21 protein-coding genes are annotated in these 22,339 nt (G+C 62.8%); 11 read left to right on the top strand and 10 right to left on the bottom strand.

Going from position 1 to position 22,339, the window contains the following annotated elements:
• Positions 1–230 precede the first annotated feature (230 nt).
• Together FJ978_RS04210 and FJ978_RS33370 are read left to right on the top strand one after the other, a co-directional pair.
• Entirely contained in the window at positions 231–1,544 is a 1,314-nt protein-coding gene (locus tag FJ978_RS04210; protein WP_140570492.1) for an O-antigen ligase, read from the top strand.
• A complete protein-coding gene (locus FJ978_RS33370; RefSeq protein ID WP_281405981.1) occupies positions 1,541–1,666 on the top strand; it encodes a hypothetical protein in 126 nt (41 codons plus the stop codon). The genes FJ978_RS04210 and FJ978_RS33370 overlap by 4 nt, the downstream gene beginning before the upstream one ends.
• 187 nt (positions 1,667–1,853) lie before the next feature.
• On the opposite strand, the gene FJ978_RS04205 is transcribed toward FJ978_RS33370, so the two are convergent.
• Both FJ978_RS04205 and FJ978_RS04200 read right to left on the bottom strand, forming a co-directional pair.
• Positions 1,854–3,110: a polysaccharide biosynthesis/export family protein gene (locus FJ978_RS04205; protein WP_181176654.1), complete on the bottom strand. Its 1,257-nt coding sequence runs from the start codon at positions 3,108–3,110 to the stop codon at positions 1,854–1,856.
• 85 nt (positions 3,111–3,195) lie between these two features.
• Complete coding sequence (locus FJ978_RS04200; RefSeq protein WP_140570488.1) at positions 3,196–3,873, bottom strand: sugar transferase; 678 nt, start codon at positions 3,871–3,873, stop codon at positions 3,196–3,198.
• A gap of 599 nt (positions 3,874–4,472) precedes the next feature.
• Here FJ978_RS04200 and FJ978_RS04195 point away from each other — a divergent pair.
• Complete coding sequence (locus tag FJ978_RS04195; protein WP_031249634.1) at positions 4,473–4,745, top strand: hypothetical protein; 273 nt, start codon at positions 4,473–4,475, stop codon at positions 4,743–4,745.
• Between the two features lie 25 nt (positions 4,746–4,770).
• Here FJ978_RS04195 and FJ978_RS04190 read toward each other — a convergent pair whose 3' ends face one another.
• The 6 genes from FJ978_RS04190 to FJ978_RS04165 form a co-directional block, all read right to left on the bottom strand.
• Positions 4,771–6,615: an ABC transporter ATP-binding protein gene (locus FJ978_RS04190; protein ID WP_140570486.1), complete on the bottom strand. Its 1,845-nt coding sequence runs from the start codon at positions 6,613–6,615 to the stop codon at positions 4,771–4,773.
• A complete protein-coding gene (locus FJ978_RS04185) occupies positions 6,608–7,585 on the bottom strand; it encodes a serine kinase (protein ID WP_140570484.1) in 978 nt (325 codons plus the stop codon). Before FJ978_RS04185 ends, FJ978_RS04190 begins: the two co-directional genes overlap by 8 nt.
• A complete protein-coding gene (locus FJ978_RS04180; protein WP_140570482.1) occupies positions 7,582–9,501 on the bottom strand; it encodes a lasso peptide isopeptide bond-forming cyclase in 1,920 nt (639 codons plus the stop codon). The genes FJ978_RS04185 and FJ978_RS04180 overlap by 4 nt, the downstream gene beginning before the upstream one ends.
• The gene (locus FJ978_RS04175; RefSeq protein WP_246678040.1) at positions 9,498–9,851 is read right to left on the bottom strand and encodes a lasso peptide biosynthesis B2 protein; all 354 of its coding nucleotides are present in this window, start codon (positions 9,849–9,851) and stop codon (positions 9,498–9,500) included. Before FJ978_RS04175 ends, FJ978_RS04180 begins: the two co-directional genes overlap by 4 nt.
• 148 nt (positions 9,852–9,999) lie before the next feature.
• Positions 10,000–10,299 carry a PqqD family protein gene (locus FJ978_RS04170; RefSeq protein ID WP_140570478.1) on the bottom strand — a complete coding sequence of 100 codons (300 nt, stop codon included), beginning with the start codon at positions 10,297–10,299 and terminating at the stop codon, positions 10,000–10,002.
• A gap of 152 nt (positions 10,300–10,451) precedes the next feature.
• Entirely contained in the window at positions 10,452–10,604 is a 153-nt protein-coding gene (locus tag FJ978_RS04165; protein WP_013891488.1) for a lasso peptide, read from the bottom strand.
• Positions 10,605–11,123: 519 nt separating this feature from the next.
• Here FJ978_RS04165 and FJ978_RS04160 point away from each other — a divergent pair.
• From FJ978_RS04160 to FJ978_RS04125, 8 genes are all read left to right on the top strand, one after another.
• The gene (locus tag FJ978_RS04160) at positions 11,124–12,248 is read left to right on the top strand and encodes a nucleotidyltransferase family protein (protein ID WP_140570476.1); all 1,125 of its coding nucleotides are present in this window, start codon (positions 11,124–11,126) and stop codon (positions 12,246–12,248) included.
• Between the two features lie 71 nt (positions 12,249–12,319).
• Positions 12,320–13,342: a glycosyltransferase family 2 protein gene (locus tag FJ978_RS04155; protein WP_140570474.1), complete on the top strand. Its 1,023-nt coding sequence runs from the start codon at positions 12,320–12,322 to the stop codon at positions 13,340–13,342.
• Between the two features lie 288 nt (positions 13,343–13,630).
• On the top strand, positions 13,631–14,032 hold the full coding sequence (locus FJ978_RS04150; protein WP_140570472.1) for a hypothetical protein: 402 nt from the start codon (positions 13,631–13,633) through the stop codon (positions 14,030–14,032).
• A gap of 148 nt (positions 14,033–14,180) precedes the next feature.
• Positions 14,181–15,053 carry a glycoside hydrolase family 16 protein gene (locus tag FJ978_RS04145; RefSeq protein ID WP_013891484.1) on the top strand — a complete coding sequence of 291 codons (873 nt, stop codon included), beginning with the start codon at positions 14,181–14,183 and terminating at the stop codon, positions 15,051–15,053.
• A gap of 49 nt (positions 15,054–15,102) precedes the next feature.
• Positions 15,103–16,434, top strand: coding sequence for a UDP-glucose/GDP-mannose dehydrogenase family protein (locus FJ978_RS04140; RefSeq protein ID WP_013891483.1), 1,332 nt, complete (start codon positions 15,103–15,105; stop codon positions 16,432–16,434).
• A 76-nt stretch (positions 16,435–16,510) separates the two neighbouring features.
• Positions 16,511–17,953, top strand: coding sequence for a GMC family oxidoreductase (locus tag FJ978_RS04135; RefSeq protein ID WP_140570470.1), 1,443 nt, complete (start codon positions 16,511–16,513; stop codon positions 17,951–17,953).
• A gap of 13 nt (positions 17,954–17,966) precedes the next feature.
• A complete protein-coding gene (locus FJ978_RS04130; RefSeq protein WP_140570468.1) occupies positions 17,967–18,416 on the top strand; it encodes a hypothetical protein in 450 nt (149 codons plus the stop codon).
• Between the two features lie 66 nt (positions 18,417–18,482).
• Positions 18,483–19,562, top strand: coding sequence for a glycosyltransferase (locus FJ978_RS04125; RefSeq protein WP_140570466.1), 1,080 nt, complete (start codon positions 18,483–18,485; stop codon positions 19,560–19,562).
• Positions 19,563–19,597: 35 nt separating this feature from the next.
• On the opposite strand, the gene FJ978_RS04120 is transcribed toward FJ978_RS04125, so the two are convergent.
• Entirely contained in the window at positions 19,598–20,620 is a 1,023-nt protein-coding gene (locus tag FJ978_RS04120) for a phosphoribosyltransferase family protein (RefSeq protein WP_013891479.1), read from the bottom strand.
• A gap of 54 nt (positions 20,621–20,674) precedes the next feature.
• Positions 20,675–22,171: a lipopolysaccharide biosynthesis protein gene (locus tag FJ978_RS04115; protein ID WP_140570464.1), complete on the bottom strand. Its 1,497-nt coding sequence runs from the start codon at positions 22,169–22,171 to the stop codon at positions 20,675–20,677.
• Positions 22,172–22,339 lie beyond the last annotated feature (168 nt).

Here is a 22,339-nt window from a genome sequence, read left to right as displayed (position 1 = left end):
GGACAGGCGACCCATCGATCTCTCGGCAATTGCCCGGCTGTAAGACAAGGTGACCGGATTTGCCCCGGATTTGCCATTGAGCAAGGGGTGCGATAGGTTATATTGCACTGCACAATGGAGACGCTGTTTATTGTACGCCCCTGTTTGCGGATATGCCGGCCGGCTTTCGGCCTGCCGGCCTTGGTGGTCTCTGGCTTGCCGGGCTTGGGTCGCGTCGACGGGACTCTGAGATGAAGATTCCCAAGTCCCTGCTGGTCGATCCCGAAAAGAACTCTGCCTATGGCGCCTTTGCCGTTGCCGTCTCAATCTGGGCGTTCTCCTATTCCGTCATATTCGGCCAGGTGCTGATCCTGGCCTACTACGCCGTCTGGCTTCCGCTCATCCTGGTCGACTACCGGCGCTTCCTGCGTCAGCTGTCCAGCGCCTGGCTGCCACTGCTGTTCGCGGCCTATGTCTGCTTCTCCGTCTTCTGGTCGCAGGCGCCCGGCACCACCGCAAGGACGGCGATCCAGTACCTTTCCCATATTGCCTGTGCCTATGTCGCGGCGCGCACCGTCAGCGCGCGCACCCTGACGCTGGGCGCCCTGATCGGGATATTCTTCGTCCTGCTCTACTCACTCAAGGTCGGGGGCTATTCCGAGGATGTCCTCGACGGCACCTACAATTTCGTCGGCGCCTTCGCGTCCAAGAACCAGATCGGTTTTGTCGGCTCGCTCGGCATCTATTTCTCGGTTGTGTTCCTCGCCTTCCTGCGGCGTGGCCGGCTCAGCTTCATCCTGACGGTGCCCGTTGTGCTGTTATCGGCCTATGTGCTGGTCGTCTCGCATTCCGCCACCTCGATGGCCTCGATACCGGCGGTCCTGGCGCTGATTGCACTGCTTGCCATGAGCAAGCTCTTGTCGCGGCGCTATCGCCGCGTGATCTTCCTGGTCGGTGCCGGCATGATCGTCGTGGTGGCTGTTGTAGCGCTCAATCTTGGGCTCATGGACTTCGTGCTTGGCATCTTCGGCAAGGATTCGACGCTCACCGGGCGGACCTATCTCTGGGAACAGGGCTGGGATGCCGCTCAGCGGTCGCCGATCCTCGGCGTCGGTTATGCCGCCTATTGGGTGCAGGGCTTCGCCGAGGCCGAACGGCTGTGGAACGAATTCTACATCACCACCCGCACCGGCTTCCATTTCCACAACACCTATATCGAGGCGCTTGTCGAACTCGGCTTCACCGGCGCGACGATGGTGTCGCTGATCATGCTGCGCACGCTTTACGGTCACGTTTCGATGGTGATCTTCAAGGCGTGGCAAGCCGAATCGGTAGTTCTCTTCGGCGTGATGGTGCTGCTGCTGATCCGCTCCTTCGTCGAGGTCGAGGTACTCAACCCCTACATCATGGGCTCCTTCCTGATGTATTTCAGCTATTTCAAGCTGGCACGGCTGCCCGTTACCGGCACGCGGCGGTCGCCAGCCTTCGAGCCGGCGGATGCGAACAGGGGCGAGGCCGAATGGCCGCGGCACGCCGGCCGTCCGGCGACTGCCGACCCTTCGTGAGCCAACGCAACCTTGCCCAAAAGGGCGTAGCGATTTTGGGCAACGATGCATCGAACAAAAAGACAAAAGCGCGTCGCGTGGTTTCCTTCGAAGGCGGCGCGCTTGATCGTTTCGCCGCCTGAAGATCTCACGGCCCCGAAAATCTCAAGGTCTTGAAAATCTCAAGGTCTTGAAAATCTCAAGGTCTTGAACATCGCACTATCAAAGAAAATCGCACCAACAAAAACCTCCGCCAGGCAGGCCTGACGGAGGTTGGATGTCTTTGCGATTGGGGATCGAAGGCGCCGGATCGCGCCAAAGGCGGCGTGCCTATTGGCTGGCCAGCGGCGCCAGCTTGACCTTGATCACATCGCCGGGCAGCACTTGCGTTTCTTCCTTCGCCGCGATCTCGCTGGGCTTGCCGTCCACATTGCGCACCAGTGAATAAAGCAGGGTGGGCTGCTGGTCGTTGGTGATGGCGGCCGTCGTCGCGGGATCGGTGGCCTGGGCTATCAGGCCTTTCTGCATATTCACCTTCAGCGCGGCCTCGTTCAGATCGGCTTCGGTCTGCTGCCGGTCGGCGGCGAGGCTGGAACTCAACGTGTTCTGGGCATCGATGGCGTCCTGCGTCGCCTTGCTGATCGCCTGCTTGGCGGTGAGGATGGCTGTCTCGTAGTCGAGGATCTTGCCCTGCAGGTCGGTGACGGACTGCTGCGAATCCAGAAGTCTCGCATTGGCGACCAGGCCCTTCTGGGCCAATGGACCGATGCTGGCGAGCTGCTGCTGCGCAAGGTCGACCTGCTTCTGCTGGTTGACGATCTTCTTCTGCAGCGATTCGATTTCGGCCTGCAGGACGCCCTTGAGGTCGTCGAGCGCCTCGAGCTTCAGCTTCAGCGCCTTTTGGTCGGCCGTCAGGATCGTCATCTCGTCGGCGACGATGGTCGGCAGCCGTGGATCGCCCTCGACCTCCTTCGGTGCCTCGAAGCTCGTCTTGCCCGCAAGGTCGGCATCGATGCGGGCACGCCTGACGATCAGCCGGACACGCTGGTCGTCGGAAATGTCGAAATTGCCCTTGGCGGTGACCAGGTCCTTGCCGAGCTGCGGGCCGTAGTCGGCGTTGCGCCGGATGCCGCCGGCGACGCTGATCGCTTTCAGCACCGTCAGATCGGGCACGTAGGGAAACTGGCCGGGGTTCTGCACTTCGCCCGAAATGTAGAACGGCCGGAACTGCGCCATTTCGACCGAGGCTTCGGGCTTGTCCGACAGAGCGAGCTTACGCTGCAGCGCCTCGCCGATAGCCGCCGCTACTTCCGCCGTGGTCTTGCCTGCCGCCGGCAACTCGCCGACGAAAGGCACCGACAGCGTGCCGCTAGGGCCGACCGTGTATTGGCCATTGACCGCCGTCCAGTCCCTGAACGTGCCTTCGACGGTCTGCCACTCCGCGATGCGGATGGTGAGCTTGTCCTGCGAGCCGAGATGGTATTCGTCGGCGGTTGCGAGTTGGGGAAAAGCGAGCGACAACGCAAGGCATGTGGCCATGAGCCGCGAGCGGCCGGAGAGTGGGCCGCTGCCAAAGGCTTCGAACATGTCTGTCTTCAAGTGAACGTTCCGATCCGTTTTAGCCCCATCGCCCGATGAGCTTGCCGCCGGATGCTTGGTATCGGCCGGCCGGTCAGTAAGAACCGCGTGACATCCACACGGCCGGCACGGTCCTGATGATGATGCGAACGTCTTCGAACAGCGACCAGTTTTCGACATAGTGGCGATCGAACGCGACGCGGCTGTCATAGGAGACGTCGTTGCGGCCGCTGACCTGCCACAGGCCGGTCAGGCCGGGCCGCGACTTCAGATAATAAACCGCGGCGCTGCCGTAGATTTCCAGCTCGTCGCGCACAACGGGGCGAGGCCCGACAAGGCTCATGTCGCCCTGCAGGATGTTGATGATCTGCGGCAATTCATCGAGGCTGAGTTTCCTCAACACCGCTCCGACGCGGGTGACGCGCGGATCGTTCTTCAGCTTGCGGGTCGCAATCCACTCCGCGTTGGCTTCCGGATTGGTGGCCAGATAGGCGGCCAGCACCTTGTCGCCATCCGGAACCATGGTGCGGAACTTCAGGCACGGGAAAACCCGGCCGCCGCGGCCGATTCGCCGGTGGCCGTAGAAAACCGATCCGCCGTCGGAGAATTTGACGAGCAGCGCTATCATCACGAACAGCGGGCTGAGAGCGATTAGTCCCGCCAGCGAACCGACAATATCGAAACTTCGCTTCATGAGTCCGCCGATCGGCGGCGGAAAATCGGTGTCAGCCTGCGAAAAGTCCGCCGTGGCCGACTTGGCAATATCCCTCATGCCGTAACTCCATGCGTTGAACGAATGGTTCACCACACGATACCAAAAAAATGTTGCAGCGCAACACACAATTTCCCAGCCCATTGAAATAGTCACGTCATGAATTGACTAAATAATAAGCTCGCAATGCACATTTTTCAGGATACGTAGCACATTTGTGACAATAAATGGGCAAATGGAAAAAATGCGGACCTTTTTGGGGCGAATTTTGGGCGGGACGTTCTCTGTGGCCCAGAGGGATGCATATTAGTGCTTTAGAAAGGTGCGAAGTTCACGACTATTAACATAAAATACTACTCAATATTACAGATTGTACTGAAAAATGCCAGCCGCTTCAGGTTGAGTGAAGTGCGGTCGTGTGCATTGCAGCATGGCAGAGTCGAACGCGAAAGCTCAATCAAAAATATATGCGGTTGCCCTTGCCGCCTTCTGCTCGCCTTAATAGAATTGCAAATTATACCTGTCAGAGTGGCGACAGGTTGAAAGGCCGGAAGCAACCGGTCGACGGCGGGTGGTTTAACAAGCCCGCATAACAAGGGACGGCGCTCGGGTGGGGCAATCGTTGGATATAACCCGAGCCGGTTTATGGGCTGTTGGGTATGTCGCTTCCAAAATTCATCGTTGGGATGATTTTCGCTCTTGCGATCGTCGTCGGCTGGTCCTGGATTGACGGCGTTTCGCTGGGCACGACCCTGCTACGCGTCATCATTTGCGCCGTGGTCATCCAGGCCGGGTATTTCGCCATCATTTATGTCATGGTTGCCAGGAGCGCGCCGACGCCGGCCGACAGGCTACGCGAAGCCGAAAGAAAGCTGAACTCGCCCGAAGTAGAAGGCGAGAAGCTGGGCAGTGCCCGGCGAGGCCTGCACTAATTCCAACGCGCGGCATCGCCCGGCCTCAGGCCACATGGGCCGGTTCGGTCTCCGACTGCTCTCCCGAGAGCATCCTGGACAAACGGCTCGCCGGCTTCGCCTTCAGGCGCTGATACTGCCCGACTTCCACGACACGGCCGTCTTCCATCGCCACCACCCAGTCGGCGAAGGCGATCATCGACGGACGGTGGGCGATGGTCAGGATCGTCATCGCGCCGCGCAACCCTTCGATCGACCTGGCGATCAGCGACTGGTTCTGCCAGTCGAGCGCGCTGGTCGCCTCGTCGAGGATGAGCAATGACGGCTTGCGCAGCAGCGCCCGCGCCAGTGCGATGCGCTGGCGCTCGCCGCCCGAAAGCCGCACGCCCCGGTCGCCGACCACCGTATCGAGCCGGTGGTCGAGCCGTTCGACGAACTCGCCGGCATGCGCGGCGCGCAGCGCGGTCCACAGATCGTCGTCGCTGGCCTCCGGCGCGGCAAGACGCAGGTTCGCCGCGATCGTATCATGCAGCAGGAACACGTCCTGCGGCACATAGGCCACCTGATCGCGCCATCGGCGTCGATTGGCGGCGTCGATCTCGACGCCGTCGACCAGGATCTTGCCGGCGGTCGGTTCGAGCAGGCCGAGCAGCATGTCGGCGATCGTGCTCTTGCCCGATCCGGAGGGCCCGATCAGGGCGGTGACCTTGCCGGCCGGAAGGCCGAAGGTGATGTCGCTTACCACCGCCTTGCCGGCGCCGTCGTCATAGGCGAAGGAGACGCCACGGATGTTCAGCCCCGTATCGAGTGCCAGCTTGCTTGCATCTTCGACCTCCGAATGGCCCGGTTCGCGCTCGGCGTCGAAACGTGCCTGCAGGCTGCGCATTGCCGTGTAGGCGGGCAGGTTGATCAGCACCTGCTGGGCCTGCGTCTGCATGTCCATGAAGCGTGGCGCGATGCGCATGAAAACCAGGAGCAGCACGACGATCTCGGCGAGCGAGAGGTTGAAGCGGACCAGCGCCACGTAGATGAACAGGCTCAAGCCGACGACGCTCGCGACCTGGAACACGGCGGTGCCGATCGAGCTGTTGCGGACATAGTCGATGTTGTCGGCCTTCATCTTCTCGAGCGTTGCCTGCAGCTGCGCGAAATAGCTGGCTTCGACGTTCAAGCTCTTGGCCACCTTGATGCCGCCGAGGAATTCCGAGACCGTCCGGTACTGATCCTGGCGATTGCTTGTCAGCACGCGACCAAAGGCGGTGGCGCGTGAGCGAAAGGGCTGCAACGCCACGAACATCACGATGCCGATAACGATTGCAAACGCCGTCATGACCGGCGAGATGAACATGGAGATCACGAGGTAGCCCACCAGCAGCACGGCGATCTGCACCAGCATCAGCAGCGAGAAAGCGGCCCCCTGGACACGGTCGATGTCGCCGGTCAGGGCGTGGTCGAGGTCCGAGCCGCGCATGCGCGAAAACACGCCCCAGCGCGCCTTGCCGATGCTCTCGAACAGGTTCATGCGCAAGCGGTTGATGAAATCGAACAGAAGCCTGGCCATGTAGACCGATTTGAAGCGGTTGAACGCCGCCTGCGCGGCAACAAGCCCGACCAGCGCAACCAGCACCGTCGTCAGCTGCAACGTCCCGCCTGGCACCAGCCAGCGCACGAAATCGATGTTCGGCAACCGCACCGCGAAATCCTGGTCGGCCCGCCCGACCAGATGCAGCAGCGGCACAAGCAGCAGGATGGAGATGCCTTCGGTCAGGCTGCCGAGCACCAGGAACAGCAGCGCCGTCCAGGTCCGACGTCCGCCGATCTGGGCGATCACGGCGCCGAAGGCGGCGACGTCGCGAAACAGCGACAGACTCAAGACCGATGACCTAGACATCTTCAGCCAGTTCTCTCTCAAGCAGCGCCACAGCCTCGCCGATCCTGTCGAGACCGGCCGGAACTTCCAGCCGGCACACGCCGACATGGTTAGCGATTGCTGAACATTGGCGAAGATGCATCGCCGCGAAATCGCCGGAGAGGGCCGCGCGGCCGAACCGGGTGACGTAGGAGAATTTGATGATGGCCGGCAAGGCTGCGATGGCGGGCAAGGGCGTCATCGCGGCCCTTTGGCCGCGCTCGAGGACATAGATCCGGGCCACCGGCACCACGCTGCCGGAAAAGGCGCCGTGCAGGCGATGTTGCATCTTGTCGATCGCCGGATGGACTTGCGGTCGCACCTCGGCTTGCCCAAGCGGGATGGCGGCCGCGGCGTCGGCCGCCAGCTTGATCTGCGGAAAGCCCGGCACGATCATCGGCCGGTCCGGATTGCTGAGATCGAGCGCCACGACGTCATCGGTAAGCAGTTCATGACCAGCCCGGATCAGCGCGCTTGCCGTCGTCGATTTGCCGGCGCCCTTGTCGCCCATGAAGATGGCGCCCTTGCCGGCCACCGCGATGGCGCTGGCATGCAGGACGAGCAGGCCGCGCCGATGCAGCAGCAGCGCCATCACCGGCCCGAGCAGCGGGAAGGCAAGCAGCGCGTCGTCGACGCCGGGCGCCGGTTCGACATCGATGCGGCGGCCGCCACTGATCAGGAACGCGCCGACGGCATGCCATGCCAGATATTGCCGGTCCGGCTCGAAGCGGAAGGTGGTCGCGGCCTGCGGCGAAGGCTTCGGCATATCGATTGCGCCGACGGCGATCGTTATGTCCGCCGCGGCCGGCTCCACCGGCTCCAGTTCTGGCAACGCCACGTCGGACGCGACCGTCAGCCCATAGGCCCGGTAGAAGTGGCATTGCCTCTCCGGCACTCCCGCCACAGCGGGATAGTGTGGGGCGAGGGGGAGTGGCCCATTGCGAGGCATCATGCGGCACTCCCGCCCTGTTGCACCTGCCGCAGCCACAGCGACAGCGACGCCGAGCGCCAGACATACTGGACGTCGAGCGGTGCCGCCCGATCCGGCTGGCGCAGCAGCCGCGCATAGGCGGCACTCACCTGCGGCAGGTTGACGTAGGGTGCGATGCGATCCGTGTCCGAGACCAGCAACTGCTCCAGGAGATCACGGTGGTTGCGCACCATGCCGTTGACGAGATTGGCGGTGAAATCGATCTTGTCTCGCCGCCACTGGACCGGCGGCGGCAGGATCCCTTCCATGGCGCGGCGCAGCACGGAGCGGCCAAAGCCGTGGCTGAGCTTCTCCTCGCCCGGCAGCCCCAGGCAGAACTCGACCAGTGGCTTGTCCCAGAACGGGTAGCGCGGCTCGACGCCGAAATTGGCGGCGGCTTTGTCGAGAACCTCGAAGGAATGCGGGACATAGCCGTTCGACAGGATCCAGCGGTGGCTCAAGGCGTCGCTGGCCTGGACGCCGCGCGGCATGTACCCGGCCCGGTGAAAACGGTCGATGAGTTCGGTCCGCCTGGCCAGGTCCGGATTGACCAGGTCGCGCCAGCTTCGGCCACGCGTTGGCGTGGGCCGGCGTATCTTGTTCAGGGTCCGGTTTGCCAGCTGCCTCAGTTTGGCGATCCGCCAGGCCGGCCCATAGAGGGTCAGGAACTGGAAATACAGGGCGAGCGTGCTGTCGCCATAGGTGTTGGAAGCGCTGCGGATCTCGCGCCAGAGGTCCAGCCATCTGCCGCCATTGGCCAGCTCGTGCAGGTGGCCATGGCCTTGCGAGACGACCTCGTCGCCGCCATGGCCGTCGAGCAGCACCTTGATGCCCTTGGCGCCAGCCGTCCTGTAGATCCCGCGGGTCAGCGTCAGGCCCGGCGCCAGGAAGGTGCCTTCCTGCTCCTCCAGCACCCGTTCGAATTCAGCGAAGGGCGCATAATCGCCGACCGCGATCAGCGTCGGGTCGACCTTCTGCTGGTCGAGCACGGCGTCGATGAAGGGGCGTTCGTCCATCGACGACCCTTTCTCGAAGATCAGCGAAAAGGTCGGCAGCCTTGGCTTGCGTTCGGCGGCGTTCCGCAGGCCGGCCACGCAGGCGATCGAGGAGGAATCGAGGCCGCCGCTCAGCATCGCGCCGATCGACGATGTCCCCCGCATACGGTTGCGTACCGATTGCGAGAACAGATGGGCGAATTCCTCCGCCGCATCCGACGGCGGCGGCCGCGAAGACGGCTCGATCTGCCAGTACCGCCGCAGCAGCACCTGTTGAGCGCTGACGGTGAGGCTGTGACGGGCCGGCAGGCTGAAAATATCGCTGTAGGGCGTCGATTGCGGGTCGTCGGGAAGCCCGGCCAGGAACCCCGAGATCCGGTGCTCGCTGATGCGCGCGCCGACCCCGTCCAGGCCAAGCATCGGCCCGATCTCGGAGGCGAAGGCAAAGCGCCGGTCCGCCGCGTGGTAGTAGAATGGCTTGACCCCGAAATGGTCACGCGCGCAAAACAACAGCTGCCGCTCGGCATCCCAGATGGCAAAGGCGAAGTCGCCTTGCAGATGCTCGGGGCAGGCTTCGCCCCAGCGCAGATAGGCCCGCATCAGCAACACCGCGTCGGCGACCGAGCTGTCCCGTATGCCGAGCCTGGCGAGCAGTTCGTCGCGGTTGTCCAGCCGGCAATCGGCGGTGATGGCCAGCTTGCCGCCGGCCATGGTCAGCGGGCCGGGGCCGGCCTCATCCAATGTGTTGAGCCAGGCGTGGCCAAGGGCGATGCCGGCGTCCAGCCACCATGAGCTGCCGTCGGGGCCGCGATGGCGCATGCGTGCCAGCATCTGCTGGATATCGGTTGCCGCGTCTGCCGGCGCGGGCCCCTGTCGCAGCACAATTCCGGCCACGCCGCTCATCGGCTGCCGTGGTCGACCAGATGGGCGAAACCATCGACGGATCCGCCGAGCACGATATGGTTGTCGCTGATCAGCCAGGCATGCGCTTTCAACTGCTCGCCCGTGCCGCGTTCGACGCCGATGCGGATATTCGAGGCATTGCCTTGGCGCGCGAGCAAATATTGGCCCGAAAGTGCCTGGGTGAGGCACGTGGCGCGCGGCACGAACCGTGCCGCCGCGGCAACCCCCCAGGCGACAAGCCGCAACTCGCCCATGCTGGCGCACTGGTGCGCGTTGAGCCGGGTCACCATGGCGCGAACACGGTTGTACGAGAACAATGTCAGCCCCAGCCGGACAACCGCGACCACCACCAGGCATTGGCAAAGGAAAAGCGCTTCCGAGCCGCTCAGCGAGAGGATTCCGGTTAGGCTCCGCCTGCCTGGCCGACTTTTCGCCTGCCTGGGGCTCTTTTCCGTCGCAGGTCTTTGCCGCGAAACCATGGCCTTTTGCGAAACCTGCCTAGACGAGTGCCTCATGCTGCAGCCTCGCAAGCCCGTTTTCGGCCAGCCCCTTCAGCAATGCGTCGATGTCGGCCTTGCAGCGCTCGGCGTCGACATTATAGGACGCAAGCACGGCGCTACGGATATCGGCGATCGACTTCGGCTCCTGGATCAACTCCCAGATGAACGCGCCGACGCCGTTGAGGCTGTAATAAATATTGGATCTCAGATTGAGAAGCGCGAGGCCGTCGCCGAATTCGCAAGCCACGGCATCTTTGGTGGCACTTATGCAATCGTGGTCCGATGGGTTCCAGTTCATCCTAAAACCTCGTTTGCAACACACGGTCTACACATCGTCGCTCAAGAGCGGACAGGCTTCAAAAGCGGAAAGTCGGGGATTTTCATCCCCGGCTCCATTTATGGTCTTGAATCCCAGAGGCCCAACGTAACTCCTCCAGGATCAGGCTAGTCTCACGAGAACGTCAGGTCGCCGATCGGGGTGTGCGCGGGAAACGACGCGTCGATCGCCGTGTTGCCCCCGCCGCCCTGAGTGATGGTTTCAATCGAACCATGCACCGTCAAGCTTGGCGTTTCGTACTCATGCTTTTCAACATTCTGTTCCATTTTACTCTCCAATGAGGACTGGAAACGGCCTGTCGAGTGCCGTCAGCACTTGCATGCTGCGATGCAATAGCTGCATAGCAACATTTATGAGTCAAGCCTGATTTACCTCTGGTTAATCAATTACGGGTTGCGGACGTCACCATGTGTGTGTGGGATGCTCAAAATCTCGCCGCATTCGGGGTAAAATCTAGTACGGTCTGGGTTTGTCGCTGACGGTTCTTTAAGCAATTGATTTTGCTTGCATAAAACATCTACGCCGCCGCTGCTTTTTTAGGCAATGCTAAAAGATGAATCTAATTTCGCCGATCCAGGTTGATGTCCGGCTGGAACGCTTCGGCATGATCGGAATTTCGACCGAGTATTTCCACCGCTTTCGCGGCGCGCCGGCAAACGTTCTGGTTGCAAAATTCCGCACTGCGAAAGGAAAGGCTTTACGGCGCCGAGGTTTTTGAGGATGCTTTGCTTCGCACCTGCAGCATACCTACCCGCGCGAACCGCTTTTTGGAGACTGTGCGCTCAATGGCCTTGCCGGAAAGCTCTTATGAACGACTGCGCGCCGCCGATTGCGCCGACGAGGTCGCCTATGTGCAGGCCTGCCTGCGGTTGTATTTCGCGGGGCCGGCCGCCGGCAAAGTCTCGACGCCCGGTCTTTCCAACGACGCCGTCGCCGACATCGCCAGGCTGAACAAGGTTGCCATCTTCGTCCTGAAGGCGCTGTCGCGTGCCCCGGTCGGCGAAAGGCCGGCTGATCTCTTCCAGTGGCTCGACACCTATCGCAGGCGCACGGTCTCGATGAACGCCGCCTGCCTGATGGACTCGATGACGATCCATGAGGCGCTGCGCGACAGGCAGATCGATTTCGTCTTTCTGAAGGGGCCGTTCCAGCAGCATCTGCTCTACGACGACCACTTCATGAAGCCTTCGGGCGATGTCGACATCCTGGTTTCTCCCGCCGGCTTTTCCAGGGCGCGCGACGCACTGCGCTCGATCGGTTACGAGGTGTCGGGGAAGTCCCGCTCGGTCTGGTGGGTTCGTTTCCTCGGCGAACAGCACATGATCCGCGGCAACGGGCCGAAATCGTCCACGGTCGATCTTCACTATCGCCTCCAGCAGCCCGGTTCACCCAGTCCGCGCGACGCCGACGGGTTCCTGCGGCGCAAACGGCTGGTCGAGATTGCCGGCACTGAGGTGCCGTTCACATCGGTCGCCGACACGCTGATGCTGTCCTGCATCAGCGTCGCCAAGGCCCTGTTCAACCGCGAACCCTGCGCTGGTTACGTCTGCGATATCAGGGCCAGCGCCAATCGTCTCGACGAGGCCGATCAGCAGCGTCTGCTCGATGCGGCGGTGAGCCAGGGGCTGGACGATACGCTGCTGCTCGGCCTGCGCGCCGCCGACGTTCTGCTGGGTGGTACCGGCACGCTTTTGTCGGAGCGGGCCAAGCCGATCCTGTCGCGCATCGGCAATGAGGATCTGCTCAGCATGGTCATCGCGCCTTGGCTGTCGTCGCTGCGATGGCCGCAACGGCGAACGGTGTTGTGGGAATTATGCGGCCGTGCTCCCGTCCGCTACCTGGCCGAGGCAGGCTGGGCGGCGTCGGCGGATATCAGCCGCCGCATCTTCGAACGGCCGGCCAGTCCGTGATGGTGGTGCTGTCGGAGATTGAATGCGTACAGGGCGAGGGCAGATCGGAACCTGTGCAAGAGGCTAAACCCATGTCGATGACGAAATCCGAGGTTTGCGTGATCATCGCGGCCAAAAACGCGGCACGCACGATCGCGGTCGCCATCGCGTCCGCGTTGCGCGAACCGGAAGTGGTGGAGGTCGTCGTCGTCGACGACGGCTCCACCGACAACACGGCCGAGGTCGCCGTTTCCGCCGACGACGGCAGCGGCCGGCTCATGGTGATGCGCCTCGACGTCAATCGGGGGCCCTCCTTTGCCCGCAACGCTGCGATCGCCGGCTCGAAAGCGCCGTTCATCAGCATTCTGGACGCCGACGACTTCTTCCTGGAGGGTCGGTTCCGCAACCTGTTTGCCGGCGCCGACTGGGATTTCGCGGCCGACAACATCATGCTGATCAGGGATGACGCGACGAAGGATGCGACGACAATTGTCGCGCCGGATTTCGCGGCGGAGCCGGAATTCCTCGATTTCGAGCGCTTCGTCGAGGGCAACATCTCCAGGCGCCGCGTCCAAAGAGGTGAACTGGGCTTCCTCAAGCCGGTGATCAGCCGTGCCTTCCTCGACCGCCACGGGTTGCGCTATGACGAGACCCTGCGCCTGGGCGAGGACTATGAGCTCTACGCGCGCGCGGTCGCCCACGGCGCACGGTTCAAGGTCATCCGCTCCTGCGGCTACGGCGCCATCGTGCGCGCCGATTCGCTCAGCGGCCGCCACAAGACGCAGGATCTGAAGCGGCTGGCCGACGCCGATCTGGCGTTGCTGGCTATCGACAGTCTGCCGGAAGGCTCCAAAGCGGTGCTGCGGCGGCATGAGCGGCACGTGCGCGACAAATACCGGCTGCGCAATTTCCTCGACGTGAAGGCCGAGCGTGGGCTGGCTTCGGCTGCGGCCTATGCCTTCGCAAGTCAATCCAACCTCGTTCCCATCGTCCAGGGCGTGGCGTCCGACAAGCTCGAGGCGCTGTTTCGCCGCGTCGGCCTCATGTCCGGCCAAAGGCATATGCCGCCGCTGCGTTTCCTGATGGCCGGAACCAGCACCGGCAAGGCGCGGTAAGGCCCGGGAAATGTCCGGATTATCCATGAACAGCGGTCTCGTCACGCGAACCATTTCCTTCGGATTTATGAGTTTACGAATTGGGTGGTTGCCTCGCGGCTCCGGGGATGGCAGTCTATGTTGCGCTGCAGCAAATTGGACGACCAGCCGAACTGGCCCCCGATCGGATTGGTCTGAAGTCTCTCCCCTCAGAGGAGCAGGACGATACGATACGAGTTTTTTTCAGCCCCGGCGCGGGGATCGGCCAGGAGCCCGACCCGAAAGCCGGCGATGACAGGAATTTAGTTCATGGCCTCGATATTCGGCTTCAGATCAAGGGATCCGGCCCGAGACCGGCAGACCGACATCGCGCGCTTCGACCGTCTGGCGAAACTGTTCGAGCAGATCGCCGCCGAGATCGAGGCCGAGAGGACCGGCCTGGAGAGCCGCTATCGCAAGACATCGACCAATGCGGCCTTCCTTGTTGAAGCCATGGAAAACGATCCCGCTTCCGATCGTCGCTCCTCCGAAGTCAGCGCGCTGACGACGTCGATCCTGAATTGCGAGCGCCGCATCGCGGCGCTGTCGCGCCAGGACGGCATGATGAAGGATCTCCGCCATGCGCTGGATATGGTCTTCGACGAAAATGGCGCGCCCGATCCGGCCGCCACGGTCGAATTCACCAAGCCGGCGGGCGCCGGCCGAGGGTGAAAGTGAAGGTGCGGGACTGTTGCGGAAGGTGTGATTCGAGACGGCAAAAGGAGTTGGAGAGGGTCAGGAAGGCCGAGGTTGGCCCGTTTGGAAGTGGTTCGAACGTCAACTTTGGGTTGGGGACGCACAGCACAAAGGTGAGTTTGGTATGAATTCGGATCCGAAGACTACGTCCAAGGCGGCAGTCGGCGCGCATCAAGCCGGGCAAGCCGGCTGGCGGCGATTGGCTTGGCTCGGTGCTTCTTTGCTGCTGGTCGCTCTTGGCAGCCTGTCGACAATCCCTTCCCACGCGCAGGACATCCAGTCCTCGCCGTCATTCGTCGACGATTTCAAGAGCTTAGATCGGTCGCGCTGGTACGTGTCCGACGGCTGGACGAACGGCAGCCACCAGAATTGTACCTGGTCGAAGGGGCAGGTCAGCCTGTCGGAGGGAACGCTGTCGCTGGGCTTCGAGAAGCAGAAGACCAAGGATCGCGAATTCGCCTGCGGCGAGATCCAGACCAAGCAGCGCTTCGGCTATGGCACCTATGAGGCGCGCATGAAGACCGATGCCGGTCCCGGCCTAAACGCTGCTTTCTTTTCCTATATCGGCCCGTCCGACAAGCAGCCCTGGGACGAGATCGATTTCGAGATCCTGACCAAGGACACCTCCAAGGTGCAGGTCAACGCCTATATCGCCGGCAAGGGCAAGAACGAGAAGCTGGTCGAGGTGCCCGGCGGCACCGACAAGGCTTTCAACGATTACGCCTTCGTCTGGGAGAAGGACAGTTTGCGCTGGTACGTCAACGGCCAGCTGGTGAACACCATCACCGATCCGGCGAAACTGCCCTCCCACGCGCAGAAGATCTTCTTCAGCCTTTGGGGCAGCGACACCATGAAGGGATGGATGGGCGCGTTCGCGGATCCTGGCCGCAAACTTTCGCTGCAGATCGAGCGGGTTGCCTTCACCGCGCTCGGCGAACCCTGCCAGTTTCCGGAATCGCTCGTATGCAGCGTAAAAGAGTTGGGAAAGACGAATTGAACCGGCCGGATCGAAAACAGCCCGCCGCCATGGACAGGAATGAAACCGAATGAATTTGACGGTGTTTGGAATTGGCTATGTCGGCCTGGTGCAGGCGGCGGTGCTTGCTGAGGTCGGGCACCAGGTGGTTTGCGTCGACGTCGACGCAAACAAGGTCGAGCGGCTCAATCAGGGCCTGGTCCCGATCTTCGAGCCGGGCCTCGAAAGCATCGTCAAGGAAAACCACGCCGCCGGCCGCATCAAATTCACCACCGATGCCGCCGCCGCCGTCAGGCATGGTGAAATCCAGATGATCGCGGTCGGCACGCCGCCCGGCGAGGATGGCTCGGCCGACCTCAAATATGTGCTGGCAGTCGCGGAGACCATCGGTCGTGAAATGGAGACGCCCAAGATCGTCGTCGGCAAATCGACGGTGCCAGTCGGCACCTGCGAAAAGGTCAAGGCCAGGATCGCCGAGACGCTGAAGAAAAGGGGCCGCGAGGACCTGGCGTTCGACGTCGCTTCCAACCCGGAATTCCTCAAGGAAGGTTCCGCCGTCGCCGACTGCATGAAGCCCGACCGCATCATCGTCGGCACCAATAGCGAGGCTACCGAGGCGGTGATGCGCGAGCTCTATGCACCGTTCAACCGCAACCACGAGAAGATGATCGTGATGGACGTGCGCAGCGCCGAATTCACGAAATACGCCGCCAACTGCATGCTGGCGACCAAGATCAGCTTCATGAACGAGATGGCCAATCTGGCCGAGCAGCTGGGCGCAGACATCGAGGAGGTGCGCAAGGGCATCGGCAGCGATCCGCGCATCGGCTACCACTTCATCTATCCGGGCCTCGGCTATGGCGGGTCGTGTTTCCCCAAGGACGTCCGCGCCCTGATCAAGACCGCCGAAGGCGTCAAGTTCGACGCCAAGCTGCTGCGCGCGGTCGAGGAGCGCAACAACGAGCAGAAGTCCGTCCTGTTCGACAAGGTGAACCGCTACTTCAAGGGCAATCTCAAGGGCAAGACCTTCGCGTTGTGGGGCCTGGCCTTCAAGCCCAACACCGACGACATGCGCGAGGCACCGGCCCGCACGCTGATGGAAGCGCTGTGGCAGGCCGGCGCCAGAGTGCAGGCCTACGACCCGGAAGCGATGCAGGAATGCCAGGCCATCTACGGGCTGCGCGATGATTTGCTTTTGTGCGGTACCAAGGAGGCGGCATTGCGCGGCGCCGATGCGCTGTTGATCGCGACCGAATGGAAGAGCTTTCGCGCGCCGTCCTTCGACGCTGTCAAGGACGCACTGACCACGCCGGTCATCTTCGACGGCCGCAACCTCTATGACCCCAAGGTCATCGCGCGCCACGGCATCGAATATCACTCGATCGGCAGAATGGCGGCGTGAGAGCGGGCACCGGCAAGCCCGAAACGAATGGGATGGCCATGACGAACGCGCCGGGCGCGGAAAGGATGAACAGCTGATGGTGCTGGACGTAAAGCCGGAGCAAATCACCAGGGACCATTTCGATCTTGTCGCGATCGGTTCCGGCTTCGGTTCGGCCTTCTTCCTGCATGAGTTCGCCAAGCGCCGCAAGGCACGCATCCTGGTGCTGGAATGGGGCCGCCACAACACCCACGAGTGGCAGCTCAACCAGAATGCCAACACCGACATCGAAGACGAGACGACCTACAAGACCAACTCGGACAAGCCGTGGAACTACACTATCGGGCTGGGTGGCGGCACCAACTGCTGGTTCGCGCAGACGCCAAGGTTCCATCCCAACGACTTCAGGCTGAAAAGCACCTACGGCATCGGCAACGACTGGCCGATCAGCTATGACGACGTCGAGCCGTTCTATTGCGACGCCGAAGACATCATGTCGATCTCGGGCGATCCCGACATGGCGACGATGCTGCCGCGTTCGAAGCCGTTTCCGCAGCCGCCGCATCGCATGTCGACGCCGGACAAGATGATGAAGGCGGCCCAGCCCGGCCAGCACTTCGTCATGCCGACCGCCCGCGCCCGGGTGCCGACGTCGCAACGCACCTCGTGCTGCGCCAATCTGCGCTGCTGGCTATGCCCGGTCGACGCCAAGTTCACCGCCAACAATGGCCTGATGCATGTGTTCGAGCATCCCGACATTTCGGTCTGCCTCGGCTCCGAAGTGCGGCGGCTCGACCAGGTCGGCGGCACGGTTCGTTCGGTGACCTTCGTTCATGATGGCAAGGAATACCAGGTCAGCGGCGACCTCTTCATTCTCGGCGCCAATGCCATCCAGAGCGCGGCGATCATGCTGCGATCGGGCCTCGGAGACGAATTCGTCGGGCGCGGCCTGCACGAATCCTACGGCTGGAATTTCGAGGTCTATCTCGACGGCGTCGACAATTTCGACGGCAGCACCATCACCACCGGCCTGAATTTCGGTCTCTATGATGGCCCGCACCGATCCGAGCACGCGGCGGCGCTGGTCTATTTCGAGAACCGCTGGCAGCACGGGATGCGCGCCGAAAAGGGGCGGCTGCGGCAGGCGCTGCCGCTTGTCGTGGTCACCGAGAACCTGCTCGATCACGAGAATTTCGTCACTCTCGACGAGGACGACAATGCCTTCGTAAGCTTCAAGGCACCGTCGGATTATGCGGTCAAGGGCATGGCGCGGGCGTTGGAGAAATTGCCGGGGCTGCTTGCCCCGCTACCCGTCGAAGGGCTCTTCGACCGCGGCATCCGGCCGACCGAATCGCATGTCCAGGGCACGTTGAGGATGGGCACCGGCCCGGCCGATTCGGTTGTCGATAGCGGCATGATCCATCACCGGCTGCGGAACCTGGTCGTCGTCGGCACCAGCACCTATCCGAGCTGTTCCTGCGCCAACCCGAGCCTGACCGCGGCGGCGCTGTCCTTGCGGGCGGCGGGCCGGATCGCGTGAGAGGAGCGACCAGATGATTGAAGTATCACGACGTTCGGCGCTGGCAATCGTGGCCGGGGGCGTGGTGTCGACAGGTGTCGCCTATGCCGCCCTCTCCTCGTTCTCCGACGAGGACCTGGTTCGTGTCACGCTCGAGAAATACCTCGGCCGGCTGAACATGCGCATCGAGCATCTGCAGCAGTTCGCGCTGGAGTTCCGCAACCGCAACCCGTGGATATTCCCGAGTGCGAAGCTCAGCGACGCGGTCACCCTGGTCGAGGAGCTCAAATTGGGCGCCGTCCGCCGCCTGCTGCCCCAGGAGAAGCGGGAAGATCTGACACATTTCGACCGCTGGGTCATCGCCGAATTCCATATGCTGACGGACTACGCATGGCGCAGTTCGCCTGCCGATCCGATCCGGTTTACCGGCTGGCAATCCTGCACCAATCCGTTCGCGAACCTGGAGCCGCCGAAGCTTGCCTGACGTCGAATGCGAGGCGCCCTCGGTTGCCTCGGAACGAAACACGAAATGCGACAAGGAGCCGATCCCATGAAAGTCCTTTTTGCAGGCGGCAATGGCTACACCCCCGAATTCAGCGGTGGCGTCCAGTCGAGCACGCATCATCTGGCTGAACAGCTGATCGAAAACGGGCACGAGGCTTCGGTGCTTGCCGCCCTGTTCGGCGACGGCGTCTTCGGCTTCAAGGCGCGCGCCAAGATGAAGCTCTTGCGCCAGCCCGCCGTCGTCGACAGTTTTCCCGGCTACCCGGTGGTCCGGGCCTGGTTCCCCTGGGAGGCGGCAAGCTTTGCCGTCGATCGGGTGAAGCCGGATGTGGCGGTGGTCCAGTGTCACAAGTCGGTGCCGATCGGCAAGGCGCTGCAGGCCAAGGGCGTGCCGCTGGTCGTCTATCTCCGCAATGTCGAGTTCCACGAGCTGGGAGGCGACCTGCGCGAATTGCGCTCCGCACTCTACATCGCCAATTCCGAGTTCACCGCGCGCACCTACCGCAGGGAGTTCGGCATCGAGACGACGGTGATTCCACCGACCATCAATCCGACACAGTACAGCACGCCGACGACGGGCCAGTTCGTCACCCTGATCAATCCCTATGAGGAAAAGGGCTTCGAGCTTGCGGTGCGTCTTGCCGGCGCCTGCCCCGAAATCCCGTTCCTGTTCGTCGAAAGCTGGAAGCTGGACGATCACCATCGGGCGAGCATCGAAGAGACGATCGCGCCGCTCGGCAACGTCACGCTGGAGAGCCGCACCAGCGACATGAAGACGGTCTATGGCCGCACCCGGATCCTGCTGGCGCCCAGCAAATGGGAAGAGGCCTGGGGTCGCGTCGCCTCGGAGGCTCATTGCAGCGGCATCCCGGTCGTCGGCTCGCGGCGCGGCGGCCTGCCTGAGGCGATCGGACCTGGTGGCGTGGTGCTCGACTACGACTCTCCGCTCGTCGACTGGGTCGCGGCTGTCAGACGGTTGTGGAACGATAACCAGGAATATGACCGGGTCTCCAGTCTCGCGCGCAGTTTCGCGGCGCGTCCGGAACTCGATCCCGATCGCCAGTTCGTCACCTTCTTTTCGATATTGGACAAGGCGATCCAGCAGCGCGCGCTCCAGGCCGCCTGAAAAGGCCTCCGTCGCGCACCAGATGGCGATGCTGGTCAGGCCGGACGCTTGACCCGGCTCTTCAGCGTCTCGTAGCCGCGGGCGCCAAGCAGGGCGCGGGCGAGGGTCTTGGCGACGCCCTTGCGGCCTTCCTGCGAGTTGACCTGCCGCAGCCTGGCCGGCAGGTTGCGCGCCGCCTGGCCGAGCGCCGGCAGCGACAGCGCATCGGGAAAGCTCACGATGTGCGTTTCGACGCACAATACCGGCTTGCCTGACAGCTCGGTGATCTTCAGCGCCTGCGCATGCTCGCTTTCGATGAACAGCATGGCATCGGATTTGCGATAGAAATCGGCCTTGAAACTGCCATGCGCGCCAAGCCGCTGCCGCTCCGCCTTGCTCGGCAGGTCGAGCATGACCAACTGGTCATACTGGATACCGTTCTTGGCCAGCCATGCCTCGGTCAGCGCGCGGTATTTCTCCAGCCGGCTTGTGACCAGCCAGCCGATCCTGTGGGTCGGGGCATGAAGCGGCCGCGCCTCGCTGAGGAATTTCTCGTAGGCCGGCCCGTCGTCGTTTTCCGCCTCGGTCGGATCGAGGCACAGCACCCCGTCTATGTCGACGCAGCATTGCGCCAGGAATTTGTGGTGCATGAAGTTCCACTGGAACATGCGCGGGTGCGGCACCACCTCGAAGACGATATCCGTCTCCTGATGTTGTGGTTGCAAGCCGAACACGGCGGCAAAGGTGTAGTCGGCCTCGATGCCGGCGGCCTGAATGCGGGCGCGGGCGTCGCGCATGGCATTGCCGCCGGAAACGCTGTCGTCGATCACCAGCACCTTGCGCATGTCCGAGACCTTGCGGTCGAGCGCGGCGCGGCGCTTGGTGATGCCTGACGTGTAGACGCGGCCGTCCAGGAAGGAATCCAGATCGGTCATCGGAATGTTCGCCGCAAGGCTGACCAGCGTCGCCGCCAGCACGCCGCTTCTTGGAACGCCGACCACCAGGTCGATGTCGCGCGGCAGCCGGTGAAGGTTGCTGACGATGGCGTCGTTCATGTCGGAGATCGAGCGGTAGTGCATGGATCGGACCTGATGCTTGGGTGGATACGGAGATAGCGGTCGAAAGCGCCGAAATTATTGCGCCTGGCGCGGCGCCGCCGTTGGCGGCCTTGCCGGCAACATTTTCACGGCTTCGCGCAGGGCCTCGCGGCCGGCTGCGAACGCCAGCGCGACGACGATGGTGATGGCGTAGGCGAGGATGGCGCCGCCAGCCAGGGCAACGACATGCTGCTGCGGCAGCAGCGGCTTGGCCAGCCAGACCGCCGCCAGCGCCAGATGCGCGCCAAGCACGAACGGCGTTGCCGCGCGCAGCACATGGCTGGCCCGCAGCGGCCCGCTCCTGCCGACATAGAGCCACAGGAACGGCGTGCGCAGATACTCGCTGACCGCATAGGCGACGGCCACGCCGAGCGCGCCGTAGGGCAGGCCGAGCGCGAAGGCGAGCACCGACGTCACCGCCGTGATGATGCCCCAGCGCATGAAGTCGCCGGAGCGGCCTTGGCTGACGAAGAGCCATCCCGCCGGATTGTTGAGCGGCTGCAGCAGGCCGGCAAAGCCGAGCGCCAGGAAGATCGAGGCGCTCGCCCGCCACTGCTCGCCGAGCACGAAGGGGATCAGCTCGTCCGACATCGCGGTGGCGAAGGCGACGCCGGGCAGCGCCACCAAAAGGATCAGCGGCATGACGCGCAGATAGGCGCTGCGGTAGCGGTCGGGCTCGTCCTTCAGCCTGGAGAGCGCCGGCACCATGACCTTGGACAGCGGATTGGTGATCTGGCTGAGCGGGAACAAAAGCAGCTTGTAGGCGCGGTCGTAGAGGCCGAGCTGGGCCTCGCCCCAGTATTTGCCGATCAGCACGTTGTCGAGGTTGCGGGCGAAGAAATTGGCGAAGTTGAAGCCGGTGATGCCGGCGCCGAAATTAATCAGTTCGCCGATGCCGGCGACCTTGCGCGGCAGTCCGGGCCGCCAGCGTGAGCTTGCCCAATAGCACAGCGTCGGCAGCACGGCGCCGGTCAGCGTGCCGGCAAACAGCGCCCAGTAGGAGCGGTCGATAAAGGTCCAGGCGATCGATACCGCCAGACCCGCGACGGCGCTGGCGACATCGATGATCGCCAGGCGTCCGAACTGCATGCGCCGCGTCAGAAGCGCCAGATGCTGCGCGCCGAGCCCATAGGCCATGATCTGCAGGCCGAAGGCGGCCACCAGGCCGGCCACGCGCGGCTCGCTGTAAAAGGCGGCGACCAGCGGTGCGGCGCCCGCGAGCACGCAGGCCAGGATGGCGCTGACGGCGACGTTGATCCAGAAGAGGTAGTTCACCTCCTCATGCCGGATGCCCGACTTCTGGATCGTCGCCTGGGTCAGGCCGAAATCCTGGAACAGCGCGATGAAGGCCAGCACCGGCGCGCACATCGCCACGACGCCGAAATCCTGCGGCGAGAGGAGCCGCGACAGCACGATGACGGATATGATCTGTGTCGCGACCCGCACCGATTGCGACATGGCGGTCACCACCGCGCCACGGCCGACCGATTTGCGCAACGAGCCTTCTGGCGGGTCGAATGGATTGGCTTCCAAATTCAGGATTCCTGATCTTTGCGCGGATTCCGGAGCCCGAAATCCACAACCGCCGCCGACCCCAAACTACGGCAATAATTTTGCAGTGCAACAGAAAATGTCCATCTCCGCGCCAAAAATGTTGCGATGCAGCAAGAGCTGTACTAGCATTCCCCTGGGTGGGTCAAA

Origin of the sequence: Mesorhizobium sp. B1-1-7, assembly GCF_006442705.1 — a bacterium.
Taxonomy (GTDB): Bacteria; Pseudomonadota; Alphaproteobacteria; order Rhizobiales; family Rhizobiaceae; genus Mesorhizobium; species Mesorhizobium opportunistum.
Note: the sequence above shows the minus strand (reverse complement) of the source record. Positions and strands in the feature narration are given on the sequence as shown.